Origin of the sequence: Pseudomonas sp. Irchel 3H9 (genome assembly GCF_900187495.1) — a bacterium.
In the GTDB taxonomy this organism is placed as follows: domain Bacteria; phylum Pseudomonadota; class Gammaproteobacteria; order Pseudomonadales; family Pseudomonadaceae; genus Aquipseudomonas; species Aquipseudomonas sivasensis.
Genome location: NZ_FYDK01000009.1, coordinates 152,402 through 177,806, shown reverse-complemented (window position 1 = coordinate 177,806; position 25,405 = coordinate 152,402). Strand labels below are relative to the sequence as shown.

At 58.9% G+C, this 25,405-nt stretch carries 18 protein-coding genes, 1 rRNA gene and 3 pseudogenes; 12 read left to right on the top strand and 10 right to left on the bottom strand.

The genetic code is table 11. From position 1 onward, the window contains the following. Positions 1 to 189 precede the first annotated feature (189 nt). Positions 190 to 305 (top strand): 5S ribosomal RNA (rrf, locus tag CKW32_RS26120). A gap of 97 nt (positions 306 to 402) precedes the next feature. Here rrf and CKW32_RS28950 read toward each other — a convergent pair. The 3 genes and pseudogenes from CKW32_RS28950 to CKW32_RS26105 all read right to left on the bottom strand — a co-directional run bounded on the left by CKW32_RS28950 (position 403) and on the right by CKW32_RS26105 (position 2,847). Next, positions 403 to 1,368 (bottom strand): annotated as a pseudogene (locus CKW32_RS28950) (TonB-dependent receptor plug domain-containing protein). 83 nt (positions 1,369 to 1,451) lie between these two features. Continuing rightward, complete coding sequence (locus CKW32_RS26110; protein WP_095186347.1) at positions 1,452 to 2,426, bottom strand: FecR domain-containing protein; 975 nt, start codon at positions 2,424 to 2,426, stop codon at positions 1,452 to 1,454. Continuing rightward, a pseudogene (locus tag CKW32_RS26105) lies at positions 2,419 to 2,847 on the bottom strand (sigma-70 family RNA polymerase sigma factor). The gene CKW32_RS26110 and the pseudogene CKW32_RS26105 overlap by 8 nt, the downstream one beginning before the upstream one ends. A 375-nt stretch (positions 2,848 to 3,222) precedes the next feature. On the opposite strand from CKW32_RS26105, the gene CKW32_RS26100 reads away from it, so the two are divergent. Then, entirely contained in the window at positions 3,223 to 5,103 is a 1,881-nt protein-coding gene (locus CKW32_RS26100) for a methyl-accepting chemotaxis protein (RefSeq protein WP_032884796.1), read from the top strand. Between the two features lie 34 nt (positions 5,104 to 5,137). On the opposite strand, the gene CKW32_RS26095 is transcribed toward CKW32_RS26100, so the two are convergent. From CKW32_RS26095 to CKW32_RS26075, 5 genes and pseudogenes are all read right to left on the bottom strand, one after another. Next, complete coding sequence (locus CKW32_RS26095) at positions 5,138 to 5,602, bottom strand: SRPBCC family protein (RefSeq protein ID WP_095186346.1); 465 nt, start codon at positions 5,600 to 5,602, stop codon at positions 5,138 to 5,140. A 19-nt stretch (positions 5,603 to 5,621) separates the two neighbouring features. Beyond that, positions 5,622 to 8,998 (bottom strand): annotated as a pseudogene (locus CKW32_RS26090) (amino acid adenylation domain-containing protein). Beyond that, on the bottom strand, positions 8,995 to 9,933 hold the full coding sequence (locus tag CKW32_RS26085) for a diiron oxygenase (RefSeq protein WP_095186345.1): 939 nt from the start codon (positions 9,931 to 9,933) through the stop codon (positions 8,995 to 8,997). The pseudogene CKW32_RS26090 and the gene CKW32_RS26085 overlap by 4 nt, the downstream one beginning before the upstream one ends. After that, positions 9,930 to 10,688, bottom strand: coding sequence for a DUF3050 domain-containing protein (locus CKW32_RS26080; RefSeq protein WP_095186344.1), 759 nt, complete (start codon positions 10,686 to 10,688; stop codon positions 9,930 to 9,932). Before CKW32_RS26080 ends, CKW32_RS26085 begins: the two co-directional genes overlap by 4 nt. A gap of 340 nt (positions 10,689 to 11,028) precedes the next feature. Next, the gene (locus CKW32_RS26075) at positions 11,029 to 11,736 is read right to left on the bottom strand and encodes a GntR family transcriptional regulator (RefSeq protein ID WP_032884807.1); all 708 of its coding nucleotides are present in this window, start codon (positions 11,734 to 11,736) and stop codon (positions 11,029 to 11,031) included. A gap of 266 nt (positions 11,737 to 12,002) precedes the next feature. On the opposite strand from CKW32_RS26075, the gene CKW32_RS26070 reads away from it, so the two are divergent. From CKW32_RS26070 to CKW32_RS26025, 10 genes are all read left to right on the top strand, one after another. Next, complete coding sequence (locus CKW32_RS26070) at positions 12,003 to 12,896, top strand: TauD/TfdA family dioxygenase (protein ID WP_095186343.1); 894 nt, start codon at positions 12,003 to 12,005, stop codon at positions 12,894 to 12,896. A gap of 14 nt (positions 12,897 to 12,910) precedes the next feature. Next, positions 12,911 to 13,936 carry an ABC transporter substrate-binding protein gene (locus tag CKW32_RS26065; protein ID WP_095186342.1) on the top strand — a complete coding sequence of 342 codons (1,026 nt, stop codon included), beginning with the start codon at positions 12,911 to 12,913 and terminating at the stop codon, positions 13,934 to 13,936. A gap of 1 nt (position 13,937) precedes the next feature. Then, positions 13,938 to 14,789 carry an ABC transporter ATP-binding protein gene (locus CKW32_RS26060; RefSeq protein WP_032884813.1) on the top strand — a complete coding sequence of 284 codons (852 nt, stop codon included), beginning with the start codon at positions 13,938 to 13,940 and terminating at the stop codon, positions 14,787 to 14,789. An 11-nt stretch (positions 14,790 to 14,800) separates the two neighbouring features. After that, entirely contained in the window at positions 14,801 to 15,649 is an 849-nt protein-coding gene (locus tag CKW32_RS26055) for an ABC transporter permease (RefSeq protein ID WP_032884815.1), read from the top strand. Between the two features lie 99 nt (positions 15,650 to 15,748). After that, positions 15,749 to 16,375 carry an energy transducer TonB gene (locus CKW32_RS26050; protein ID WP_095186341.1) on the top strand — a complete coding sequence of 209 codons (627 nt, stop codon included), beginning with the start codon at positions 15,749 to 15,751 and terminating at the stop codon, positions 16,373 to 16,375. 52 nt (positions 16,376 to 16,427) lie between these two features. After that, positions 16,428 to 17,348 (top strand): LysR family transcriptional regulator, encoded by a 921-nt coding sequence (locus tag CKW32_RS26045; RefSeq protein WP_095186340.1) that lies wholly within the window; start codon positions 16,428 to 16,430, stop codon positions 17,346 to 17,348. A 233-nt stretch (positions 17,349 to 17,581) separates the two neighbouring features. Then, positions 17,582 to 19,117, top strand: coding sequence for an MFS transporter (locus tag CKW32_RS26040; RefSeq protein WP_095186339.1), 1,536 nt, complete (start codon positions 17,582 to 17,584; stop codon positions 19,115 to 19,117). A 15-nt stretch (positions 19,118 to 19,132) separates the two neighbouring features. After that, complete coding sequence (locus CKW32_RS26035; protein WP_095186338.1) at positions 19,133 to 20,191, top strand: HlyD family secretion protein; 1,059 nt, start codon at positions 19,133 to 19,135, stop codon at positions 20,189 to 20,191. Then, positions 20,188 to 21,633 (top strand): efflux transporter outer membrane subunit, encoded by a 1,446-nt coding sequence (locus CKW32_RS26030; protein ID WP_095186337.1) that lies wholly within the window; start codon positions 20,188 to 20,190, stop codon positions 21,631 to 21,633. The genes CKW32_RS26035 and CKW32_RS26030 overlap by 4 nt, the downstream gene beginning before the upstream one ends. 103 nt (positions 21,634 to 21,736) lie before the next feature. Then, entirely contained in the window at positions 21,737 to 22,303 is a 567-nt protein-coding gene (locus CKW32_RS26025) for a hypothetical protein (protein ID WP_095186336.1), read from the top strand. 86 nt (positions 22,304 to 22,389) lie between these two features. Here CKW32_RS26025 and CKW32_RS26020 read toward each other — a convergent pair whose 3' ends face one another. Together CKW32_RS26020 and CKW32_RS26015 are read right to left on the bottom strand one after the other, a co-directional pair. Next, complete coding sequence (locus CKW32_RS26020; RefSeq protein ID WP_095186335.1) at positions 22,390 to 23,094, bottom strand: DUF3142 domain-containing protein; 705 nt, start codon at positions 23,092 to 23,094, stop codon at positions 22,390 to 22,392. Next, positions 23,091 to 25,250, bottom strand: a complete 2,160-nt coding sequence (locus CKW32_RS26015) for an outer membrane assembly lipoprotein YfiO (protein ID WP_095186334.1) — start codon at positions 25,248 to 25,250, stop codon at positions 23,091 to 23,093. Before CKW32_RS26015 ends, CKW32_RS26020 begins: the two co-directional genes overlap by 4 nt. Positions 25,251 to 25,405 lie beyond the last annotated feature (155 nt).

Below are 25,405 nucleotides of genomic sequence, written 5' to 3'. Positions count from 1 at the left end.
CATCCCGAACTCAGTAGTGAAACGATGCATCGCCGATGGTAGTGTGGGGTTTCCCCATGTGAGAGTAGGTCATCGTCAAGATTAAATTCCGAAACCCCATTTGCGAAAGCAGATGGGGTTTTGTTTTATGTAGAAACTCATGAATCTCATCGGCGCGATGCGAATGCAACGATCCGATACACAGAATTTCTTGACGACCATAGAGCATTGGAACCACCTGATCCCATCCCGAACTCAGTAGTGAAACGATGCATCGCCGATGGTAGTGTGGGGTTTCCCCATGTGAGAGTAGGTCATCGTCAAGATTAAATTCCAAAACCCCTGTCTGTTATACAGACAGGGGTTTTGTCGTTTAGAGGCGCTGGTGGGTGGGGGTCACAACAATGGCTCAGAACTGGTAACTTACCTTGCGCTTACGCTGCGCTCTTCACCCAGATAGCAGAAGTTCAGACTGGCATAGGACGCTACATAAGTTTCATTGGTCAGATTCTTAGCATTCAGCCTCACATCCACGCCCTTCAAGTCGACGTTACCTTAAAGGTATAGCTGCCCAAGAACTTAGCTCCATATGTGCTTCCAATTCCAGCCCCAGCGAGCGTACAGCGCCGACAGCACGATAAAAGCTTTCCTGCGTTAGCTTGGTTGCCAGATTTTCCTGATCAATTCGATCAGGTCTTGCAGATAAAACCCGGTCTGCTCCACCCGGCGCAAGTAGCTGGTAGGGCTGTAATAGCGGATAGCAGAGTTACCATAGGCTGGGTTAAACGCATTGATTGGCTCAAGCGACCCACTTGTCCAATCCACCACTGTTTACGCCCTTGATAGCCCGCACCTATCAGCATGGTTTGCTTGGTCGCCCTAGTGGAGATAGGCCTGTAACGTCAGTGAAGTGTCATCGGTAAAGTCGATGCTCAGACGGGACATCTGCGCCCATAGAGTAGTGAGGAAGGACCCTTGAGAATGTCCACGCGCTCCAAGAAGTACGGATCAACTTACATCGTGCTATAGGTGCCTCTGTCCCTCATGGACTTCAAGCCATCAAGGTAAATGTTATCCACCGAGCGATCATTTAAGCAGCGCATCGCACTGTAACCCCACCGAGTGCCGGTCCTGAGTTTGCGCTGGCATGCTGGACATAGTGACGCCTATCGGTCGTGAGAACTGATTGAGTACCTGGCTCAGTGGGCCTGCAGCTATCTTGTAGGGTTGATTGACCTGCTCGGTGCGGGCTTCTGCCGCTGAGACACTGATGAGTACCGTACCGCTACCCAGCGCTGTCAACAGCAATGCTGCGCGTATGGCTTGACCCAATAGCGGGTAAGAAGAGTCGAGCGTGTTGCGGGGAAAACACGCTGGCATGTTCAGCATCTGTAGATGCCTGGTGAGCGCAGATTGACTGGCTCACTGTCTAAGCCGGACTCACGGAAAAAAGCCGCCAAAAAAGTGAAAAATTAGACCCTTCGCTCCAGGCTCATCCACCAACGCGTGCGATAGCGCACGTGTACCGGCAGTATGCGTGGCAGTATCGCTAGCAATTTATCGGTGTCCTCCAGGCGGAATGCACCCGACAGCCGTAGATCTGCAATATCCATTGAGCAGCCCAGATAACCAGGGCGATAACGCCCAACTTCTGCAAGGAAGTCGATCAATCGCATATTTCGGGTCACTAGCAGCCCATCTGACCAAGCAGCAATGTCCATATCTGGCGGCGGAGCAAGCATGGCTTCGGTCTGACGCACGACGTAACTCTCACCTGCGTGGACGCGCGTCGAAAGTCCATCCGGCCTGTGCGGTGAGTGAATCGCTACAGTACCGCTGACCACATTCAAGCGTGTGCAGTCACTGTACTGACGAACTGTAAAACGCCCTTCGATGCCTTCCAGCAAGCCGTGTTGAGCTTGAACCAACAATGGGGCAGAGGAAGCAGCACTGCAGGTCACTAGGATTTCCCCACGCACCAATGTGATCAGACGCTGCTGCGCATTGAAGTCCAGGTCTACCGCGCTGTCTGTGTTGAGTTGCAGGCGAGTGCCATCGGGCAATTGCATGCTGCGGCGCTCGCCGGGGGCTGTTGCTAGGTCAGAAGTCCAGCGCTGCAAACCGGTCAGGTCCCGGCTTAGCCATACTGTTGAGCCCACCAGCAGTGCGCCGGCCAATAACTTCAGTGCCTGCCGCCGTCCCAGGCCTTGTGTACTGTTTTCCAGTGCTTTATGTACCCCGGGGATCGCGGTCAGATGGCTATTGAGCTCCTGTTGTAGCGCCAGTACCCGTTGCCAGGCCAGTTCGTGATCATGATGATCTTCGCGCCATTGCTCGCATTGCAGGCGCAGCCGTGTATTGGCGGGGTTGTGACGTAAGCGCAGCATCCAACTGATGGCCTGCTTGACCACCCTAGAGTCTGGCCCGGAGCGTGTGGTGTTATTCATTGGCGCCGTAACGCAGGACGGAGCAGTAGTAAAGCGCCTCGGCGACATAACGCTCAACTGACCTCAGTGATATACCCATCTGTTTTGTGATCAGCTTGTACGTTAGCCAATCACACTGAACCATCAGAAATACCTTACGCACCTCAGGTTTTAGCCCTTCCAAAAGCCGGGCGATGTCCTCCAGTAACTCCAATACCAACGCCCGCGCCTCAGCGCTTGGCGCCAGCGCTTCGGACAGATGGGCGATTGACTCGATATAGGCTCGTTCGATCTCCTCGCGGCGCCAGTGATCAACGACCACCCCTCGTGCACTTGTGCGCAACAATGCCCGTAGCGCCTTGAGTTCAAAACGTTCGATTCTCTACAGCAGTCGCATGAAGGCGTTTTGAGGCAGTTCTGCTGCATCTGCGACACTGGCCATACGACCGCGCAGCCACGTGTTAAGCCAGTTGTGGTGGGTGCAGTAAAGCGTCTGCACAACGCTATCTTCACGCGAGGTGTATTCAGAGGGAGGCCTGTAAACGAGCTCGTCCAGACGCCACAGATGTCAATTTGTCTCAGTGCTTGGCAGGCGGAAAAATTTTTTACTTCGCTCCTTGTACGACAACCTTTTGTCGGTTTCCTACCTAAAAAGAAGATCTTTCCCACAAATCACTAAGTTTTACTTCGGTGTGGCCGAAAGCCTGATAAGCCATGTGTGCACCGAAATAGAGCGGCCCGAGACGCTGCCTAGACCGTACATGGAATGCTCCATTCGGCCCGCTCACCCCCCCTTTGGCAAAAAGAAGTCGATGAAATGAATCTCAAGTTCAGTCATAAAATTTTGTTGGCCGCGTCAGGCGTCGTAGTTCTAGCCTTCGCGTTATTTACTCTTTACAACGACTACCTGCAGCGCAGCACCATCAAGCAGAACCTGGAGTCGTCTATCCAGCAGTCGGGTGAGCTCACCGCCAGCAGTGTGCAGAACTGGCTCAGCGGTCGGATATTGGTGCTCGAAAGTCTGACGCAAAACGTTGCCCACCAAGGCAGTGCGGCTGACCTCCCGGGGTTGGTCGATCAACCGGCGTTCACCTCGAACTTCCAGTTCACCTACGTTGGCCAAACCAACGGCGTGTTCACCCAGCGTCCCGACGCAAAGATGCCTGACGGCTACGACCCTCGCCAGCGTCCCTGGTACAAGCAAGCGGTGGCTGCCGATAAGCCCATGCTGACGCCGCCCTATATGGCCGCAGTGGGTGGGCAGATCGTAACGATCGCCATGCCGGTGAAAAAGAACGGCGAGTTGCTCGGTGTGGTCGGCGGTGACCTGAGCCTGCAAACCCTGGTGAAGATCATCAACTCGGTGGACTTCGGCGGTATCGGCCATGCGTTCCTGGTCAGCGGCGACGGCCAAGTCATCGTCAGCCCTGACGAAGACCAAGTGATGAAAAACCTCAAGGACATCTATCCAGGTACCAGCGTCCGGATTGAGAAAGTTAACCAGGAGGTCGTCCTCAAAGGTCAGGACCGCATCCTGTCGTTCACGCCTATCAGCGGTTTGCCCGGTGCTGATTGGTATATCGGTCTGTCGATCGATAAAGACAAAGCCTATGCACCGCTGGGCAAATTCCGCACGTCCGCGTTGATCGCCATGCTGATCGCTGTCGTCGCGATTGCCGTGCTCTTGAGCCTGCTTATTCAAGTATTGCTGCGCCCTCTGACCACCATGGGCATTGCTATGCAGGACATCGCCCAGGGTGAGGGTGACCTGACCCGCCGTTTGACGGTTACCAGCAAAGACGAGTTCGGTGAAGTGGGCAGTGCGTTCAACCGGTTCGTAGAACGTATCCACGCCTCGATCTCCGAAGTGTCTTCAGCAACGCGCCAGGTGCATGACCTGTCCCAGCGTGTGATGGCGTCATCCAACGCTTCGATCATAGGCTCTGACGAGCAGAGCGCACGTACCAACAGCGTCGCCGCAGCAATCAACGAGCTGGGCGCCGCTACTCAGGAAATCGCCCGTAACGCCGCTGACGCCTCACAGCACGCCAGTGGTGCCAGCGAGCAGGCCGACGATGGGCGCAAAGTGGTTGAGCAAACCATCCTGGCAATGTCGGAACTGTCGCAAAAGATCAGCCTGTCCTGCACCCAGATCGAAACGCTGAACGCCAGCACCGACAACATCGGCCACATCCTTGATGTGATCAAAGGCATCTCCCAGCAAACCAACTTGCTGGCATTGAACGCGGCAATCGAAGCAGCACGTGCTGGTGAAGCCGGACGCGGGTTCGCCGTGGTCGCCGATGAGGTGCGTAACCTGGCTCACCGTACCCAGGAGTCGGCTGAAGAGATTCATAAGATGATCACTTCGCTGCAAGTGGGCTCGCGTGAGGCGGTGACCACCATGAATGCCAGCCAGACCTCCAGCGAAGAAAGCGTTCAGGTGGCCAACCAGGCCGGTGAGCGCCTGGTCAGCGTAACGCAGCGAATCGTCGAGATCGACGGCATGAACCAGTCCGTGGCCGCCGCTACTGAGGAACAGACTGCCGTGGTGGAAACCCTCAACGTCGACATCAACCAGATCAACCTGCTGAACCAGCAAGGTGTGACCAACCTCAACGAAACCCTGAAAGACTGCGATGCGCTGTCTCAACAGGCCAATCGGTTGAAGCAGTTGGTTGATAGCTTCAAAATTTGATCTGCTGAGTGTGTAGGAGCGAGCGATCTCGCTCCTATCGCTTACCCAGCAAGCGGCGAACATTCTCCAGGGCGCCATCGGCGAACCCCTGCACAAACTGCTCAAATCCCACCTGTGCTGCGTCTAAGGGCTCGGCAATGATGGTCCAGGTTACCTTGGAGCAGTGCTCTCCAAGAGCGTCTACTTTGATTGCCGCCCACAGCCTGGCCACGCCCAGGGTGTTGTAGATCGTGGTCCAGGTCATGTGCATCGCGTGCTCATCCCAGCTATTTAGCTGTTCCACCACTCGGTTGCCATCGCGGAAAAATTTCGTGCGTAAGGCGCCCACACCGGTGCCGGTCATTTCGATATGCGTCAGGGCCGGTATGAAGGTATCGAAGCCTGCAAACCGCCCCACCGTGTTCCATAGGCGGGTGGCATGGCAGTCGATCACCACAGAGGCCACGATCGGCCGGCCGTTTGGGTTATGAATTAACGTATCGGGTTGCAGCGGTTTCATGAAGTTGTCCTGAAGCGGTTCAGAGAAAGCCGATGGTCTTAAGGTAATTGCAGCCTCTACTCAGCAGCACCGCGTTCTTTTCGGGGTACTGCTCGCCCATCTGCTGGACGCCGTGTTGTGCGTTGTCATGACGGATCATCAACGTGTCGCCAATGTCTTCATCCAGTCGATCCAGGTAAAACCCGATTACGCCAAACAACGCATTGTCCTGGCCCGCTGTTCGCAGCGCCTGCTGCCAACGCGCAGTACTCACCCGTTCGAACCGATGGCCCTCCCGGCTGAACGCATCCAGGTAGTGATCCCAGCTCAATGGCTGTGGGTTGTGCAGGTTGAATACGCTTCTGTCCGCTTGAAAGCGCGTGCAGTGGTAAGCAATGAATCGAGCCAGGAAGTCCACGGGCATCAGGTCGAAATTCAGATCCAGCCGAGGCAACATTCCCAACTGCAGAGACCCCTTAAGCATCAGCATCAGGCGATTCTTCTGCGGCTGGCAGACACCGTTGCGACTGTTGAAGCTGATATTTCCAGGGCGATGGATATTTACCCAGGCACCTTGCGCGACCGCACGCCCCAACACTCGCTCGGCTGCCCACTTGGATAGGTTGTAGCCATTGCGGATATACAGCGGCAGGGTGGTCGCAGCCGGTGCTTCTAGCACATACCCTTGCGGGTCGATGCTGCTGGACGCCGACAACGTTGAGACAAAGTTGAAGACCTTCTTGCAGCGGGTCTCGCACAGGCGCAGGCATTCGAATATGGGTTCAACGTTGTCTCTGGCCAGTGACGCGTAGTCCATCACGTGGTTGACCTGCGCCGCGTTATGCACCAGCACGCCAAAGTCTGCGGCGAGCGTGTCATACACCTCGCAGGTCAAACCCAATCGCGGCAGGCTGATGTCGGCGGCGACTACCCGTACCCGGCTCAAGTCCAGGTGTTCCAGGTGGTATTCGCGCAGCGACTGGGTAAAGCGTGCCATTGCAGGCTTCCCCGGCATCTCACGTACCAGGCATGCCACCTCGGTTACACCAGAGGCCAGCAATGCTTCGACAATATGGACGCCGACGAAACTGTTGGCCCCCGTCACAATCACCTTGTGCGGATCACCAGCGCAATTCCTATGCAAGGGAGTGATCACCCAATCCCGTTGGGCATCCAAGACTGCCTGGCCAGAGGATGCGTCGGGTGGTTCTCCGTCCTCCATCAGCGTTGCGAGCGTACGAATCGTCGGAACTTCAATGAAGTGGCTCAACGCGAAACTACGCCCAAATTGCTCGCGAACACGCAGCAAGAGAGTCGACAGCAAAATTGAATGGCCGCCCAACGCGAAGAAGCTTTCGTCGATGGACAACTGATGGCTGGGCACACCCAGCAGCTCGCTCCACACCTCGCTCAATCGTGCTTGAAGCGGTGTGTGTGCAGCCCGGTGCGCAGCGCTGAAAATCGGTTGGAAGGGGAGCGCCAGCAGCGTCTTCCGGTCGACCTTGCCGTTGTTGGTGTACGGCATGCATGGCAGCTCCACCCAGAAACCGGGTTGCATATAGTCCGGTAACCGTTGGCGCGCATGCTGCTGTAGGGCCACCAGCGTGGCGCCGGGTGCGGGCTGGGCGACAAAGACGCAGATCCTGCTTTCATGGTCGATCACTACCGCCAGTTCGCGATACAGCCGGCTATTGCGCAGGCATTGTTCAATCTCTCGGGGTTCGACCCGGAAACCGCGGATCTTCACCTGATCGTCGCGACGCCCACCCAGCACAATCCCTTGGGCCGTCCACTGTGCCAAGTCGCCGCTGCGGTAGGCCCGCAGCGGTTGACCGCTCGGCATCAGCAGTTCGACGAATGGGCTGTCAGCCTGATGCGGCGCATTCACATAGCCCAGGCTTAATCCGGGGCCGACGATGTACAACTCGCCCATCACCTGTTCATCCACAGGTTGCAGATCGTCATCGAGTATCAGCACCTGGCTATTGGCGATCGGGTGGCCAACGTTGCGATTGTTGTCATCGGGTGCGAGCGTCCGGTGCGTAATCAGCACTGTGGTTTCGGTGGGGCCATAGAGGTTGTGAAGCTGACACTGCGCTGCCAGTCGCTCGACGACATGGGGTTCGCAGGCATCGCCACCGGTGAGCAGGTGCGTCACACCCAAGGGTTGATCCAGCGGCAGGATATTGAGCAGCGCGGGCGGTAGGAAGGCATGGGTAACGCACTGTCGACGGAGCAGTTCCACCAGTTGCTCAGGGTCGCGTCGTTGTTCTTCACTGGGCACGATCAACTGCGCACCTGCAATCAGCGCAGGGAAAATGTCGATCAATGACGAGTCGAAACCCAGGGGCGAAAACTGTAGAACGCGGCTCCATTCATCTGGCTTCATGCAGGACCCAAGCCAAGCAGTGAAGTGCGCCAGGTTACCTTGACTGAGGAGCACCCCTTGGGCTGGCCCGTGCTGCCAGAGGTATAGAGCACCATGCACGGCATATCCGAGCAGGGCCGATTGTGCATCAACGGATGAGCAAATTTGAGGGTGTGTGGCTCAACGGTGCTGACATCGAGTGAAGTGAAATGCGCCCGTAACGGGTGCTGGCCGGTATCCAGCAACACTTGAGCCCCGGCGCTTTCGAGCATGGTCTGATGCCGTTTAAGAGGCTGCTCAGATTCCAGTGGCAGGTACACCGCGCCACAGCCGAGCAGCGCAAGAATGCTGGCGTACAGTTCGATGGACTTTTCCATGCACACGCCAACTATCCACGGCGTTTCAACAGCCTCCAGCAAGGGCTGTAATCGTTGCTGGATTGCTATGGCTTGAAGGTGCAACTCGCGGTAGGTCACCGTGTGCCCGGCGATATTCAGAGCCGTCCGGTCGGCGAAGGCATAAAGGCTGGACTGGAGCTGTTCGATCACAGGCACCTGGGCTTTCTGGATCAGGTTGGGGTCTGCCGTACGATTGAATCGGTGCATAAAGGCCAGCGTCTCCAGCCCCCGCAAGCTCTGCTCGGGCCAGGCAGTGGCAATCGCGCTCGTAGAGAGAGCCCCGGGATCACGTGAAAAACCACTGACGAGCAGCGCGACCCAGTCCACCACTGTGTCTGTGACCTGCCGACGCAGTTGCTGGCCGTTACCACTGGGTTCTTCGGCGATGTCCAGCACGGCAGACAAACGTCGCTCACGGTCATAGGCGCGCAGTTGCAACAGGGGCAACCCGCAATCGGTTACCGGACCGACCCCAAGGCGCAGACTTATACAGGAGGCTTTGCCCACGTCATCCGGCAACGGCAGGCTACCGTCTTCAATCCACAGGTCGATGTTCTTATCGCCCGACACATGCCCGTATTGCTCCAATACGGGCCTGATGGCGCCAAGTGCCTTGCTTGTTCCGAGCCAGCCGATTGTCAGGCACCTCATGGCGACACCGGCAGGTAGTCGTTCAGCGCCTGCGCCACACTTGGCGTTTGCAGCAAGCCGCTGTGTTGCAGGAAACCCATGATATTGCCCATCAATGGGTGCTGGCGGGTGATGGGAAACGCCAGCGCTGCGACTTCATCGCGCAGCTTCCCGCGTAGGCGGTTGCTGATGTCGAGGTGCTCGATCAGTTGCAGGTCGAAGTTTTTCTGCAGGTCGTTGGTCAGGTAATGCGCCAGGAATGTGGGCAGTACCTGAGCGATGCTGTCACGGTCGTCCGGGCTCGCGGTTTGCCAGTAAATACGCACCAGCCGGGTCCAGAACTGCGCGTGGCGGCCTTCGTCAAACAGGTGGTCGGCCATCAAGCCACGAACAGAAGCTTTGACACTGCTGTCCTTAGAGAACGCTGCGACATCGTGGGTTACGGTGTTTTCGGCGATAGCCACGCCAATCAGTTCCACAGCATCGCTCAGATGGGCGGGGGCCTGCGCCTGTGCCGCCGGCAGCGCACGGCTCAGTTCGATATGCTCCGGCAGGTCGAGCGGTTGTATGCCGGTCATTTCCACTGTCTGTTGCAGGAAATCCAGCGCTACCAGGGCGTGGTAGTCCTCATCCACCACCACCGTCATCGCATCAACGCGACAGGCTAGGGGGAAGGGTAGCGAGAAGCGATTCTTGGCAATATTGCGCGCAGTTTTTTCGACGATTTCGGTTTCAAAAATGACCACGTCGTTGATGAATTTGTAGAAGCTTTGCACCAGCACGAAGTCGCGCCATTGTGCGCAGTGTTCAACAAAGGTCTTGCTGAGTACCAAGGGCTGGCGGCACATCGGATAGATCAGATTGTCATCGTTTTCCAGCAAGCGGCGAGGGCGTGTACGGATGGTCGCGCGGCGTTCCCAGTCGTCGGCGATGGGGGTGTAGCCCGCGGTATTCATGGGCGCACCTCTTGCAGCGCGGCCCGCACCTCGTCCCAGAACGTGATACGGCTTTCTACGGCGGCAAGGGCTGCTTCGTCGGCTTGTTGCGGGTAACTCGGAGCCACTGCCAGCAAGCGTTCGAGCAACTGCTCAGCTGCCGGCCCATGATGCTCAGCGTCTAACTCAATGTGGCGCTCGAAGTAGCCGCACAAGGTGGGTGCTTGGCGATGGATAAACGTATCAGTCTGCAGGATGCGTTCGAACATGCGTGGGACGACACACTCACGGCCATGAAGGAATACGGCGGCTACACAATGGGTGGGTGCGTTCAGTGCCATGTGCAATGTGTCGCTGACGAAGCGTGCAGCACCAGCAGGAGCGTTCGACATGCTCAGGGCAGTATTTGCATCAACGCCTTGGTGTTGCAGTGCAATGAAACGGTTTATCGACGAGGTGCTAGCGCCGACTTCGACCATGGCTTCCAAGTACAACTCGAAGTGGCTGCAATAGCCTTGCCTGGGGTGTGAGTCTGACTCTTCGCCCAGCACTATCTCATTGATCAGGCGTGCAGCGTTCGGGTCGGCCGGTGGCAGCCAAGGCAGGCGAGTGCATGTCAGGTCCTGTTGCAGGCGTTTGGTGAGTGTCATGAAGTCCCAAACTGCAAACACATGGTGCTCCATGAATAGTTGTAATTTTTGCAGTGAGGTTATTTCCAGAAATAACGGATGGTTGCACAACTTCAGTTTTCTTTTTTCAAGTAATGGTGGGTACATGGTTGATGCCTATGAGTTGTTGCGTCTGCTGTTTAAGCAGTATTGGGTTGTTGTGAGTGGCAAGGAGATAAAGAGATATAAGCCAGACTTGGCGCGCACAAACGCTCGCGCGATTGGGGCTGCGCCGTCGAGTTAAGTGTCTGGTTTAGTGGCGGTGGATAATAAGCGGGTTAAACAAGTTGGTAAGCATATGAATGCATTAGATGTTTTGCTAAATAATATTAGCTGTCGGCAACTTGCATTATAAGAGTGAGAAGTTTCTTCGGCGCGGGGTGTGCTACCTGATCAGGTAGGAAGCCCCGCAGCTCTTGAGCGTCAAGACGAGAGACCTGGCGCTTTGTTATGGGGTGTTTTTTACAGTGGTATTCGGGCTGTTGAGATAGGCTGTGATCACTTCCATTCCGCGCATCAAGTGATTACGCAGTGTCAGGATGCTTTCGTCGGTTTTCCTCTGCGCCACAAGGTTTAGCAGTTCACGGTGATCTTCCTGGGATGTCTCACCCAGCCCCATCGCTTCTAGGTTGAAACGCAGGAAGCGCTCTTCCTCATTTAACCCGTGCTCTACCAATTTGAGTAGCCGTTGGTTAGGCGCCTTGCTGTAAAGGGTCATGTGAAACAGGCGGTTGAGACGACCGATCTCGGTGTAGTCCTTTTCCTGTTCGAGGGCACAAATGAAATTCTCTGCATCGGCCAGATCTGCTTCGGTCAGCAAGGGAATCGACAAGCGTAGCGCTTCAGACTCCAGCAACAGTCGCAGCTCATAGGTCTCAGCTGAGTTGTCTTCGATCAACGGTGCCACGACGGCGCCCTTGTGGGTGACCACATGCAGCAGTGACTGCGCCTCTAACTGGCGCAAGGCTTCACGCACCGGCATGCGGCTGACCCCGAACAGGCTGGCGAGCTCCTGCTGGCGCATGGCGGTACCGCAGGGCAACCGGCCATCGAGGATGGCATTGCGCAATGTTTCTTCAATCACGGAGCGAGCGAGATGGGCGGGAATAGGACCGCTGATCTTGATGCTGTTCAAAGGGTTCGGCTTCTGCGTCACGGCTACGCTATCCTCCTTATTCAAAGAGTGGTGGCTAATTGGATCCAATGCACACTAGTGGCTGCCAATAAGCTTGTCAAACGGCCACGGTTTCGGCTTGTAAGCGTTTCAACGCGGGGCTCCGGTGGCCCACATCCGAGCTTTCCGGGGTCTTACACGCTGCTGCCATGTTGCGACATTCCCGCATATCGATATTCATTAACGGTATTTAAAATGCCGTTCTTATACCTATAAAGTCACTCTCCTGTCTGACCGGGAGTGAACTCATGTCTGCCACCTCTACTGTTCCAACAGCGATCCTTTCCGCCCAGGATTTCGAGGTTCGCCCGCTGCCCGGCAGCGTCGGTGCGGAGATTATCGGTCTGGACCTGTCCCGGCCAGTCAATGACCAGGATTTCGCGCGTATTCATCGCGCGCACCTGGATCACCATGTGGTGGTCTTTCGCGACCAGTGCATCACCCCCGAACAACAGATTGCCTTCAGTCGCCGTTTTGGCGTGCTGCAGATCCACGTACTCAAACAGTTTCTGCTGGCCAACCACCCGGAAATCCTGATCGTTTCCAACATTATCGAAAACGGCCAATCCATCGGCCTGGGCGACGCGGGTAAATTCTGGCATTCGGACCTGTCCTATAAAGAACTGCCGAGCCTTGGCTCGATGCTCCATGCGCAGGAGTTGCCCTCTGAAGGGGGCGACACTTTGTTCGCCGACATGCACAAAGCCTGGGACCAACTGCCCGAGCACCTGCGCAAAGCTGTCGAAGGCCGCAGCGCCGCCCATTCCTACACCGCGCGCTACAGCGAGACCAAGTTCGAAGGCAATTGGCGCCCCACGCTTACTCCCGAGCAGTTGGCGCAAGTCGCAGAAGTGGTACACCCGATTGTGCGCACCCACCCGGAAAACGGCCGTAAAGCGTTGTTCGTCAGTGAAGGGTTCACCACCCGCATCGTCGGCCTGCCGGAAGACGAAAGCCGCGATCTGCTGGCTCAGCTGTACGCCCACAGCGTGCTGCCGCACAACATCTATCGCCACCAATGGCAGCCCCACGACCTTGTGTTCTGGGACAACCGCTCGCTGATCCACCTCGCCGCCGGTTGCCCGAGCCATCTGCGCCGCAAGCTGTTTCGCACCACCATCCAGGGCGACGCGCCTTTCTGATTCGGAGCATGACCATGTCCAGGAACATTCCATTTGCACGATTGGCCGCCACAGTTGGATTGGGTATCAGCCTGTTGGCGGGCAGCCTCGTCGCTCCAGCAGCGGCCCAGGCCGAAGGCGAGATCCGCATCGCCGAACAATTCGGCATCGTCTACCTGCTGCTCAACGTGGTGCGCGACCAGAACCTCATCGAGAAATACGGCAAGCAGGAAGGCATCGACATCAAGGTCGACTGGACCCAACTTTCCGGTGGCGCGGCAGTCAACGATGCGCTGCTGTCCGGCTCCATCGATATCGCCGGTGCCGGTGTCGGTCCACTGCTGACCATCTGGGATCGCACCCACGGTAAGCAGAACGTCAAGGCCGTAGCGTCCCTGGGTAACTTCCCGTACTACCTGGTCAGCAACAATCCCAAGGTCAAGACCATTGCCGACTTCACCGACCAGGACCGTATCGCCGTGCCTGCGGTGGGCGTTTCGGTACAGTCGCGCTTCCTGCAATACGCCGCTGCCAAGCAGTGGGGTGATAAGGAATTCAATCGCCTCGACAAGTACACCGTCGCCGTCCCGCACCCTGACGCCACCGCCGCATTGATCGCAGGCGGTACTGAACTGACCGGGCACTTTTCCAACCCGCCATTCCAGGACCAGGCCCTGGCCAACCCCAATGTGCATGTGGTGCTGAACACCTATGACCTGCTGGGGCCGAACTCACCGACGGTGTTGTTCGCCACCGAAAAATTCCGCAACGACAACCCGAAAACCTACAAGGCCTTTGTGGACGCGTTGACCGAAGCCGCACAATTCGCCCAGAACGATAAGGGCGCCGCAGCCGACACTTACATCCGCGTGACCAAGGCCAAGATCGACCGCGCCGAGCTGCTCAAGATCATCGACAACCCGCAGTTCGAGTTCAGCGTCACGCCGAAAAATACCTACCCGCTGGCGGAATTCCTCTACCGCGTCGGCGCCATCAAAAACAAGCCTGAATCGTGGAAGGACTACTTCTTCCAGGACGCCAAGCCCCTGCAAGGAAGCTGAGATGAACGCGCCCTTGCAAGGCCACACGGCCAGCAACCTGCACACCGCCGAGCCGTTGCTGGCGGTGGATAGCGTCAGCCTCGAATACCGTACTCCCGAGCGCGTGGTACGGGCCACGCACCAAGTCAGTTTCGAGATCGATCCGGCTGACCGTTACGTGCTGCTGGGCCCTTCGGGCTGCGGCAAATCCACGTTGCTCAAGTCCATCGCCGGGTTTATCAAACCTTGCGAAGGCGAGATTCGTTTGCTGGGGCAAAAGGTCGAACAACCCGGCCCGGACCGCATTGTGGTGTTCCAGGAATTCGACCAACTGCCACCGTGGAAAACCGTCAAACAGAACGTGATGTTCCCACTGTTGGCGTCCAAGACCCTCAAGCGCCGTGAGGCCGAAGAACGCGCGCTGCACTACCTGGACAAGGTGGGCCTGAGTGCCTTCGCCGACGCTTACCCCCACACGCTTTCCGGCGGCATGAAAGCCCGTGTGGCCATCGCCCGCGCGCTGGCCATGCAGCCGAAAATCCTGCTGATGGACGAACCCTTCGCCGCCCTTGATGCCCTGACCCGGCGCAAGATGCAGGAAGAATTGCTGCTGCTCTGGGAGGAGGTGCGCTTCACCTTGTTGTTCGTCACCCACTCCATCGAAGAAGCACTCGTGGTGGGCAATCGCATTCTGTTGCTGTCCCCCCATCCGGGGCGCGTACGTGCAGAAATCCACAGCCATCAATACGACCTGCACAGCTTGGGCGGTGTGGACTTCCAGGCGTCGGCGCGGCGTATTCATCGCTTGTTGTTCGATGAAACCAGCGCAGCGGAACCCGAGTTGGGTTTTGCCGACATCCGCATCGCTTACTAAGGGGGTAACCCATGCGCCAGGAATATGAAGTCACCCTCGAACCGCTGCTCAGTGTCCCCGTGGAGCGCGAGTTGCCCCTGCGCCAACGCCTTTGGCAACAAGGCTGGCTGCGCAAGGGCCTGATCCTGATCGTGCTTGCGATCCTCTGGGAAGTCGTGGCGCGCTATCAGAACAACGACCTGCTGCTACCGAGCTTTCTGCAGACTTTTAACGCGCTGTCCGACGGCCTGCTCAGCGGTGAACTGCTGAGCAAGGTGAGTATCTCGCTGGTGGTGCTGATCAAGGGTTACCTGATCGGCATAGTGCTCGCCTTTGCCCTGACCACCTTGGCCGTGTCGACCCAATTGGGCCGCGACCTGCTGAGCACCCTGACCTCGATGTTCAATCCACTGCCGGCCATTGCGTTGCTGCCGCTGGCGCTGCTGTGGTTCGGCCTGGGCCAGAACAGCCTGATTTTCGTGCTGGTGCATTCGGTGTTGTGGGCGCTGGCGCTCAACACCTATTCGGGGTTCCTCGGTGTGTCTGAGACGCTGCGCATGGCGGGTCGCAACTATGGTCTGAAGGGCATGCGCTTTGTGCTGTTTATCCTGATCCCGGCTGCACTGCCGTCGATCCTCGCCGGCCTGAAAATCGGCTGGGCGTTTGCCTGGCGCACGCTGATCGCCGCCGAGTTGGTGTTCGGCGCCACCAGCGGCAAGGGCGGGCTGGGTTGGTACATCTTCCAGAACCGCAATGAGCTATATACCGACAAGGTGTTTGCCGGCTTGGCGGTGGTGATCCTGATCGGTCTACTGGTGGAAAACCTGGTGTTTGACACCTTCGAGCGGCTCACCGTGAAGCGTTGGGGCATGCAGCGCTAAACAGGAATGATTGCTCTTTGTCCGACGTGAACCTGATAATGCCGGCCGAATTCGACGCTGCTCCGGCGTCGGATAGGCTTGGTAAAAGGATTTACGACGATGCGTTTTTTTGTCTTGGCCGCGGCCTTGTTGCTGTCGACCTCTGCGTTGGCCGAGTTCATACCCGAAACGGTATCGATGCCCAAGCCGGTCTACCCTGGCAACCTGACTAACACCCAAGGGCATGCGCGCATCAGCCTGAACATTCACAGCGACGGCACCGTCAGTGACGTCAAAGCACTCAGCGCCACCAAGCCGGAGTTCGGTGAGGCGGCCGTGGCGGCAGCCTCAAAATGGCGCTTCAAACCCTGGGCGGTGAATGCCGATCGGCCAGAGGTAATCGATGCTCAGAACGACATGATTTTCTCGCCCGTACCGACGAGTGAAGAAAGTACGCGACTGACCTTTACGCAAACCACCTATCAATCCTGCAGCGCGTTGAACGAGGAAGTCAGCCAGTTCCGGCGCGATCATCCCTCCCGGCCACTGATCGCCATGAAGAGCTTTGCCATTACCCGTGTGGCAGTGATGTTCCCGGCGTTAAGCGGTAAAAGCGACTACAACGAAGGCCTGTCCAAGGCCGACGAGCTTGAAAGCGCTCTGCCGGACATCGTGCGCAAATGCCAGGCCAATCCCAAACGAACCTACGCCGACTACCTGCCACGCAACCTCAAACGTTACCTGTAAAGCCTGCTACGATTGCGCCCAGTTCACTCCCTTCTGATCACGAGTGCTTGGCATGCAACTACCGGACATGAACCTGCTGGTCGCCCTCGACGCCTTGCTCGACGAGGGCAGTGTGGTCGGCGCCGCCCGGCGGATGAACCTCAGTCCGGCAGCCATGAGCCGTACCCTCACGCGTATCCGCGAAGCGGTGGGCGACCCGATTCTGGTGCGGGCCGGTCGGGGCCTGGTGCCAACGCCCAAGGCCCTGCAACTGCAAGGTCAGGTGCGCACCGTGGTGGAACAGGCGGCGCTGCTGTTTCGGTCGGCGGATCAAGTGGACCTGACCACCCTGCGCCGTCGCTTCAGCGTGCGCGCTAATGACTTTTTTATTGGCGTGTATGGCGGTCGTCTCTTCGACACCATGGAGCGTATGGCACCGCTGTGTGAGCTATGTTTCGTGCCAGAAGGCGACACCGACGACGAAGCGTTGCGCGAAGGACGCTTGGATTTGCGCGTGAGCAACACCCAGCCGGCAAGCCCCGAGGTCAAGGTGCAGAACCTGTTCTCCACCACCTTCGTCGGCCTGGCGCGGCAGGATCACCCGTTATTCGACGAGGAGATCACCGCCGCACGTTTCGCCAGTTACTCCCACATCAGCATCTCGCGACGCGGCATCGCCCGGGGGCCGATCGATACCGCGCTGAATGCCCAGGGTTTGGAGCGCCGTGTGGCGATGATCGCCCCAGGGTTTCACGGTGCGATGTTCATGCTGCCTGACTCCGACTTGATCCTGCCGGTGCCCAAGGAGGCGCTCTACAGCGCTAATCGCCTGAAGCTACCCTTGCGCGCCTTCCCGCTGCCGATCTCTTTGCCGACCCTTGTCCTGGCCCAATCCTGGCACCCTCGCTTCGATAAAGACCCCGCTCACAAATGGCTGCGCGAAACCATGCGCGAGAGCTGCCACGCCACGTGGCTGGAAGCCCAGCCGACCTGAACATCAAGCGTACACAGGGCAAATGTGAGAGGGCGCTTGCCCCCGATCGCGGTGGATCAGACAGAGAATCTGAGCCTGCCACACGGCAATCGGGGCAAGCCCCCTCCCACGAGAGATCTGTGGTGGATTCAGGATTGCGTCTGACGCACTTATACCCTGCCAACATGTAACTTTTTGTCATGTGTGTGCCTGATTAAACTGCTCGGGTATTTTTAATCCCGAGTTATCCGTTCATGACTTCCCTCGCTGCCCCCACCCTCGCGGCCGCAGCCAAACCCACCGCCATCACCCCACCCGTATTCGGCCCGCGCATCATCATCGGCCTGGTTGGCGTGTTGTTGGCGGTGCTGGTGTCCGGTCTCAACGAGATGGTCACTAAGGTGGCCCTCGCCGATATCCGTGGTGCGCTTTACATCGGTTTTGACGAAGGCACCTGGCTCGTCGCGGCCTACACCGCCACCTCGGTCGCGGCCATGGCCTTTGCCCCCTGGTGCTCGGTGACGTTCTCCCTGCGCCGCTTCACCCTGTGCGCCATAGCCCTGTTCACCGTACTCGGGATCCTGTGCCCCTTCGCGCCGAACTACGAAAGCCTGTTGCTGCTGCGCACCGTGCAAGGCCTGGCCGGTGGCGCGTTGCCGCCAATGCTAATGACCGTGGCGCTGCGCTTCCTGCCGGCCAACGTCAAGCTGTATGGCCTGGCCGGCTACGCGCTCACCGCTACCTTCGGCCCGAGCCTTGGCACACCACTGGCGGCGCTGTGGACCGAATACGTCGGCTGGCAGTGGGCGTTCTGGCAGATCGTCGCGCCATGCCTGCTGGCGATGGCGGCCGTGGCCTATGGCTTGCCCCAAGACCCGCTGCGCTTGGAGCGCTTCAAGCAGTTCAATTGGCGCGGCCTGCTGCTGGGCTTCCCGGCGATCTGCATGCTGGTGATCGGCATCCTGCAAGGCAATCGGCTGGACTGGTTCGAGTCGGGCCTGATCACCTTTTTGCTGAGTGGCGGCTCGCTGCTGCTGGTGCTGTTTATGCTCAATGAATGGTCGCACCCGATGCCGTTTTTCAAGTTGCAGATGCTCGGCCTGCGTAACCTCTCGTTTGCTTTGATCGTGCTGGCAGGCGTGCTGATGGTGCTGACCTCAGTGATCATCATCCCGTCGAGTTTCCTCGCCCAAGTCCAAGGCTATCGACCTCTGCAAACCGCGCCAGTGATGCTGCTGATGGCGTTGCCGCAGTTGATCGCGCTGCCGCTGGTGGCCGCGTTGTGCAACCTGCGCTGGGTCGATTGCCGCTGGGTGCTGGGGATCGGCTTGAGCATGTTGGTGCTGTGCTGCATCGGCAGCGCGCACCTCACTTCGGCGTGGATCCGCGACGATTTTTACGGCCTGTACGTGCTGCAAATCTTTGGGCAGCCCATGGCTGTGTTACCGCTGTTGATGCTGTCCACCGGCAGCATTCAGCCACAGGACGGCCCGTTCGCTTCGGCCTGGTTCAACACCGTCAAAGGCCTGGCCGCCGTGGTCGCCACCGGCGTGCTGGACGCGCTGACCACCCAGCGCCTGCACTTTCACTCGACCATGTTGGTGGATCGCCTGGGCAATTCGCCCCTGGCCGACGGCGACACGCCGGGCCTCGCCCATCGGCTGCACGAGCAGGCGGTGGTGCTCACTTCTTCGGATCTTTATTACGTCATGGGCGGTGTCGCCGTGGCGTTGATCCTGCTGATTTTCTGGATGCCCACGCGGATCTTCCCGCCTCGCGCACCGACCTAGCCACAAGGACTTTCCATGAAACGCAAAGACAAAATTGCCGTCTCCGTCATCACCGTATTTGCCGTCGGTGTGCTGTTCTATCTGGTCGCGCCAGGCTTGCTGGGCAGCAAGCATCAGAGCACTAACGACGCGTTTGTTGCGGCAGACTTCACCCTGGTTGCCCCGCGCGTGGCGGGTTTTATCAAGGAAGTGCTGGTGGAGGACAACCAGCGAGTTAAGGCCGGACAGTTACTGGCGCTGATCGACGACCGTGATTTTCGCGCCGCCGCCCAGGCCGCTGATGCGGACACATTGGTTGCCCAGGCCCAGCTGAAAAACGCCACCGCGACCCTGGAACGCCAAAGCTCGGTGATCGCCCAAGCCCAAGCCACCGTCGCGGCGGATCGCGCCGAAATGGCCTTCGCCGAGCACGAACTGAACCGCTACAACCACCTCGCCGGTGTGGGCGCCGGTACTGTGCAAAACGCCCAGCAAGCCAAGACTCGCATCGACCAGGCCACCGCACGCCTGGCCAATGCTACGGCGGTGCTGGCGGCCGAACGTAAGCAGGTGGAGATTCTCACCGCCCAGCGCGATGCGGCCGAAGGCGGGCTCAAGCGCGCCCAGGCAGCGTTGGAGATGGCCAGCTATCAGCTGTCCTACACGCGCATCGTTGCGCCGGTGGATGGCATGGTCGGCGAGCGCGCCGTGCGGGTCGGCGCCTATGTGACGCCGGGCAGCAAGATCCTCGCCGTGGTGCCGTTGGCGCAGGCGTACGTGGTGGCTAACTTTCAAGAGACCCAACTCTCTCACATGCGAGCCGGCCAAGCCGTTCAGGTGCGTGTCGACAGCCTCGACGGCGAGCTGCTCAACGGCCATCTGGAGAGCCTCGCACCCGCGACTGGGGTGACCTTCGCCGCGGTCAAACCGGACAACGCAACGGGTAACTTCACCAAGGTGGTGCAGCGCATTCCGGTCAAAATTGTGCTGGAGCCCAACCAGCCGCTGACCGAGCGCCTGCGCGTCGGCATGTCGGTGGAGGCCAGCGTCGACACTCAGCCGGTCGCACGTCAGCGTGAGGTTGCCCAGCAATGAAACGAGTTGCCTGGCTCACCCTCAGTTTGATCAGCCTGAATGCATGCACCGTCGGCCCGGATTTTCAGCGCCCGCAGAACGCTCAAGTGACGCAATGGAGCGCACCCCAAGGCCGCCAAGCCGACAGCCGCGCCGTCAGCGACCCGCTCCAGGAGCGCTGGTGGGATGTATTCCACGATGCACAACTCTCGGCCCTGACGCGCCGCGCCCTCACCGATAACCTCGACTTGAAACTGGCCAGCAGCCGTCTGGAACAAAGCCGCGCCGTGCGCCAGGTGACCACTGCCGAGCGTTACCCCAAGGTTGATGCCACGGGGGCTTACCAGCGCAAACGCAACAGTGGCAAAGGCTTGAACGACCCGTCCGGCGAGAATGGCCGCGCGGCGTTCAGCCAATGGGATTCGGGTTTCTCCGCCTCCTGGGAGCTGGATTTCTGGGGCCGGGTCAAACGCGAAACTGAAGCCGCCGATGCCACCTTGCAAGTCGCCGAAAACGACCGTCGTGCTGTGCTGCTCTCGGTGCTGGCCGAGACCGCCCAGGACTACATCCAACTGCGCGGCATGCAAAATACCCGCGCGGTGACCGAGCAAAACCTCGACGTCGCACGCCATAGCCTCAAGCTCTCGCAACTGCGCCTGGCTGATGGCGTCGCCACCGACCTGGACGTGGCCGAAGCCGCCGCCCAAGTCGCCGCCATCGAAGCGCGCCTGCCGGATTTGCAGCAACGCCAGGACCAGTTGATCAACGCCCTGAGCCTGCTGATGGGCGAGCCACCCCAAGCCCTGCACGCGCAGTTGTCCAAGGACGCCGCCGTACCGCAGACCCAGCGCCAAGTTGCTATCGGCCTACCGTCGGAGCTTGCCGAACGCCGTCCGGATATCCGCCAGGCTGAAGCTCGCTTGCATGCCGCCACCGCCAACATCGGCGTGGCCAAGGGCGATTTCTATCCGCGTATCACCCTGTCCGGCAGCCTCGGTTCACAGGCCATGCAACTGTCGGATTTCGGCTCCTGGGGCTCACGCGCCTTTGCCTTCGGCCCACAGTTCAGCCTGCCGCTGTTCAATGGCGGGCGCCTGCAAGGCATGGTGAATCTGCGCGAAGCCCAGCAACAGGAAGCGGCGCTGGCCTATCAGCAAACCGTGCTGCGCGCCTGGCATGAAATCGACGACCAACTGACCCGCTACAACGCCAGCCAACTGCGCCGCGACAGCCTGGCCGAAGCCGTGCGTCAGAACCAGATCGCCCTGACCACCGCGCAACATCAGTACGTGGAAGGTGTGGCAGATTTCGTCAATGTTCTCACCGTGCAAAGCGCGTTGCTGGCGACGCAAGAGCAGTGGGTGGAAAGCTCGACCGGCGTGTCGTTGGCGATGGTGGGGTTGTACAAGGCGTTGGGGGGAGGATGGGAGTCGGTGTATCCGCTGCAAGCTGTTAACCGATGAACTCACGAAGTCGAGAGTAGGAAGGCTCTCTATTTTGGCGCGGGCCAAAAAATCGGGAACGCGAGCAGTACTGTGGCGGGCTATTCCTTAAAGAGCCCTCGCTATGTCCATTGCTGAAAACCCTTACGCACCGCCGCAAGCCGATCTCACCCTCGCAGCGGCCCGGCCCGCTGCCTTTTTTGTGGTGGCCCACCGCAAGCTGCTGGTGATGATGCTGTTGTCCTACGGCCTTTATGGCTTTTACTGGTTGTATAAGCACTGGGATGCCTATCGCAGCGCTACCGGTGCCAGAGTGCTGCCTGTGGTTCGGGCATTTTTTTCAATTTTTTTTGCTTATTCGCTCGTCCTGAAAATCAAGCGGGCGCTCGATTTGAAAGATGCGTCCTATCGATGGTGGCCTCGTTGCTTCGCCCTGGGCTGGATAGGCTGCGCCTTTTTACCCTATACCTACATCTGGTTTGTATCGCCTTTGACGGTAGTAAAAGTGGGTGTCTGCTTCACCATTGTTCAGGTTGCCCTGATGGTGCAGATTCAGCTCGCGGTGAACCACCTTGAGGATGATCCAAAAGGCGAAGCCAACAGCCGTTTTACATGGGCCAACGGAATTTGGATCGTCATAGGCGTGAGTTTGTGGGCGCTGGGAATAGCGTCTGCGTTCCTTACCGCTTAGTAGACGTGAGCTTGCTCGCGAAGGGCCAGCAGTCGCCGCGTGCATGCAGAATGCACGCGTATTTGTTGATGTTTTTCTAGCGTTCATCAGAGGTTCTGCAAAAACACCACATACCCCCGAAACCACTCACTCCCCTTCAAATACTCCGGCTCCTCCCACGCCCCGCCCTGGATCAAACCAATCTTGAACGCCAGCCCCAACCGATTCATACGCGGTAAGTACGCCGCGTAATCCGGGATGCTGTGGCGGCCTTGATACGTTTGCACCACCACCTCATCCACCACGCCCTTGAGTTGGGCGATGGCGGCCGGGTCGGCGTTGCTGCTCCAGTCCATCAGGCCGGTGATGCTCAGGCGCAGGTCGGCGGGCAGACGGTGGCGCAGGTCGCGCAGGAAGTCGGCGTATTCGTGCAGGTATTGGGTGCGGGCGTCAAAGTCGATCTGGATGCCGACCACCGGGTTGCCCGCGTCGCGCCAGCGTTGCACTTGGCCGAGCAGTTGGGTGTAGACCCGTTCCGGCCAATGCAGGGTGTGGGCGCGGTAGACCACCCAGACTTCACCTTGAGTGATGCGCGGCACGCTGATGCCCTGGGCGATAAATTGCACGCCGCGTTGGGGCGCGCGGCGCGTTGAGTTGATCTGGCCCTGGAGGATGTACAGGGTTTTCGCCTGTTTGAGTACCGGCTGGGGCGTGACGCCGCTCCACAGCCAGAAGGCGTCATAGTCGCGAGCGTCGACGGCGGCGAAGGCTGGGCTTGCCAGCAACAGCAAGCCCAGCCACAGCTTTTTCACCAGTAGTACTGCAGGGATTTGCCCCACTGGGTGTCGCCAAACCCGGTCTTGAGTTGGCGGAACCAGGCTTTGCGCACAGCCGGTTCCACGTCCTGGCCGCCGCAGCTGTTATAGCCGGCCGGCGCGTAGCAGTTGATGGCGCGGAACAGGGCGTAAGCCTTGTCGTTCTTCGGCGCCTTGGCATTGGCGATGACCTGCTTGTAACCGTCGAGGCGCGAGAAGGTTTCTCCTTTGAAGTCCGACGCGGTGCTGCCCAGGCTACCGGCGGCGCGGGCCTGTTCCAGGGGCATGCCGTCCAAGTTGTTGCGCAGGATGAACTCGCCGAAGCAGTTCAGGGCTTGCGGGTTTTTCGCGTCAGCCTGCAACGCCGCTGCGGTTTGCGCGATGCTCGGGCAGGCGTAGCCGGATTCGGCTTTGTCACCGCTCCACTGGAACAACTTCAGGGTCTGGTTGCCGCTGTAGACATAACCCAGGCTGGTGCCCAATTTGTCCTCAGTGGGCGAGGCGGGCAGTTGCTTGAGATCTTCGGCGAAGGTGGCGTACTGGCCGCGCAGCAGGTCTTTATAAAGCAGGACGAATTGCGCGGTCTGGCGCTCCAGCGGATCGCTGGCCTGGGCGATCTGCTGGCGCAGTAACTCAGGCCCGGCGACGTTGCGCAGCAGAATGTAGCGCACCTGCTTGGCACTGATGGGCGAGTCGCTGGCAAACACCTTGGCTAATTGGCCGCTGCGTTCGTAGTTCATGGCCAGAGCCAGTTCCAGTTGGTCACGTTGCAATGGCAACTTGGCCTGAGCGAGCAGTTTCAGCCACAGTGCTTCGGCGCTTTTCCAGTCCTTTTTTTCTTCAAGCGCCAATGCACGCAGCGTTTGTTGGCTGAAGGCGAAATAATCCAGGTTCGACGGCATGTCCTGGGGTAGGTGCTTCAAGGCGGTGTCGGGCTGATGCTCGACGTACAGCGCAAAGGCCGCCTGCAGGTAGTCGTACAGTGCTGGCGTGTTGGCAAACGTGGCTTTCTGCTGGGCGAGGGCTTCGCGGGTCAGGCGTGGCGGAGTGTTGGCGCGCATCAGCATCAGATCGGTGACGGTTTGCAGCAGCGGCTCTTTGAGGTTGGCGCTGTTGACCATCAGCAGCTTGAGGTCGGCTTCTTCCACCAGTTCGTCCACCGACACATTGCGTTGGGCGTCGGTGGCTTGGGTCAACTGCCAGGCGAAGTCTTCGGCCAGTTTGTCGTTGTCGTCCGCCAGCCAGTGCACGCGGCGCAGCAGGCCGTGGGCGGACGTCGCGTAGACACCTTGTGGATAAGTGTTCAGGTAGACCAGAAACCCAGCTTCCGCCTGGCCCAGTGCAGACTTATCCACATGCTCAAGCTGCGGCATGCCGTACTCATCGAAGGCCTCAGCTTGGGCCTGGTTGAGTGAGTTGCGCGCGGTCATGTACAGCGCGGTCTCCTTCAGCCAAGGGATCGTCGACAGGTTAGCGGCGGCGAATCCGCGTTCGGCGTCACTGAAGCGGCCGCTGTAGAAGTCAGCGGCGGCTTGCAGGTAGGTGCGAAAGAGCAGGCCGTGGGCGGACTCGATGGGATCGGTCACCACCTGGCCATCCCAGTCGCAGGTGGTGAGCAATTGCAGGCGGGCCTTCACCAGCGCCGTGCGCTCGGTGCTCGGCATGTCGGCGTTGATGACCTGGCTGATAAACGCGGTGGCGCTGTCATCGTCATTGCTGCGGCAGCGGCTGCCTTCGCCGTCGACGAAGGCTTCGCCAGCGGTCTTGTACTCTTCGCGCTTGATCCCCAGACCGGTCAACAAGGTGTCCAGCTCGGCGGTGGGCGATTGGTCGGAGTCGGGCTGCGTCTCTGCGCTTGAGGCGGGTATCAGGCGATACACCGGAAACGGCACCGGGCCAAAGCCCTGGGACAGATCATCTTCACTCAGCGCGTTGGGCGTCAGCGCCGCGTTCTTTTTGTCGGCCAGCAATAGGCGCAGGTTGGCCCGGCTGTCATTGCCAGGGCTCAGAAACGGTAGGTTGTTGCAGGGATCGAGGCTGTCACGTGACACCCGCCAGTCCGGGTAGCACGAATCGTCTGAACTGGCCTGGGCCGGCAGGGAAACACTGGCCAGCAGGGCCAATGCCAGGGGTGACAGAAAACCGATGCGCATGACGTGTCCTTGATCCTGAGTCCTTGGAGGGAGGCAATCATAGCCTGATCCGACGCGTGCTTCGTTGAAGCCCTACACAAATTGCCGATTTGTCCGATTCCAGCAGCGACTCAGGGGCTTTTGTCCTAGAGTGGCGGGAGTTTGCACATGAGCAA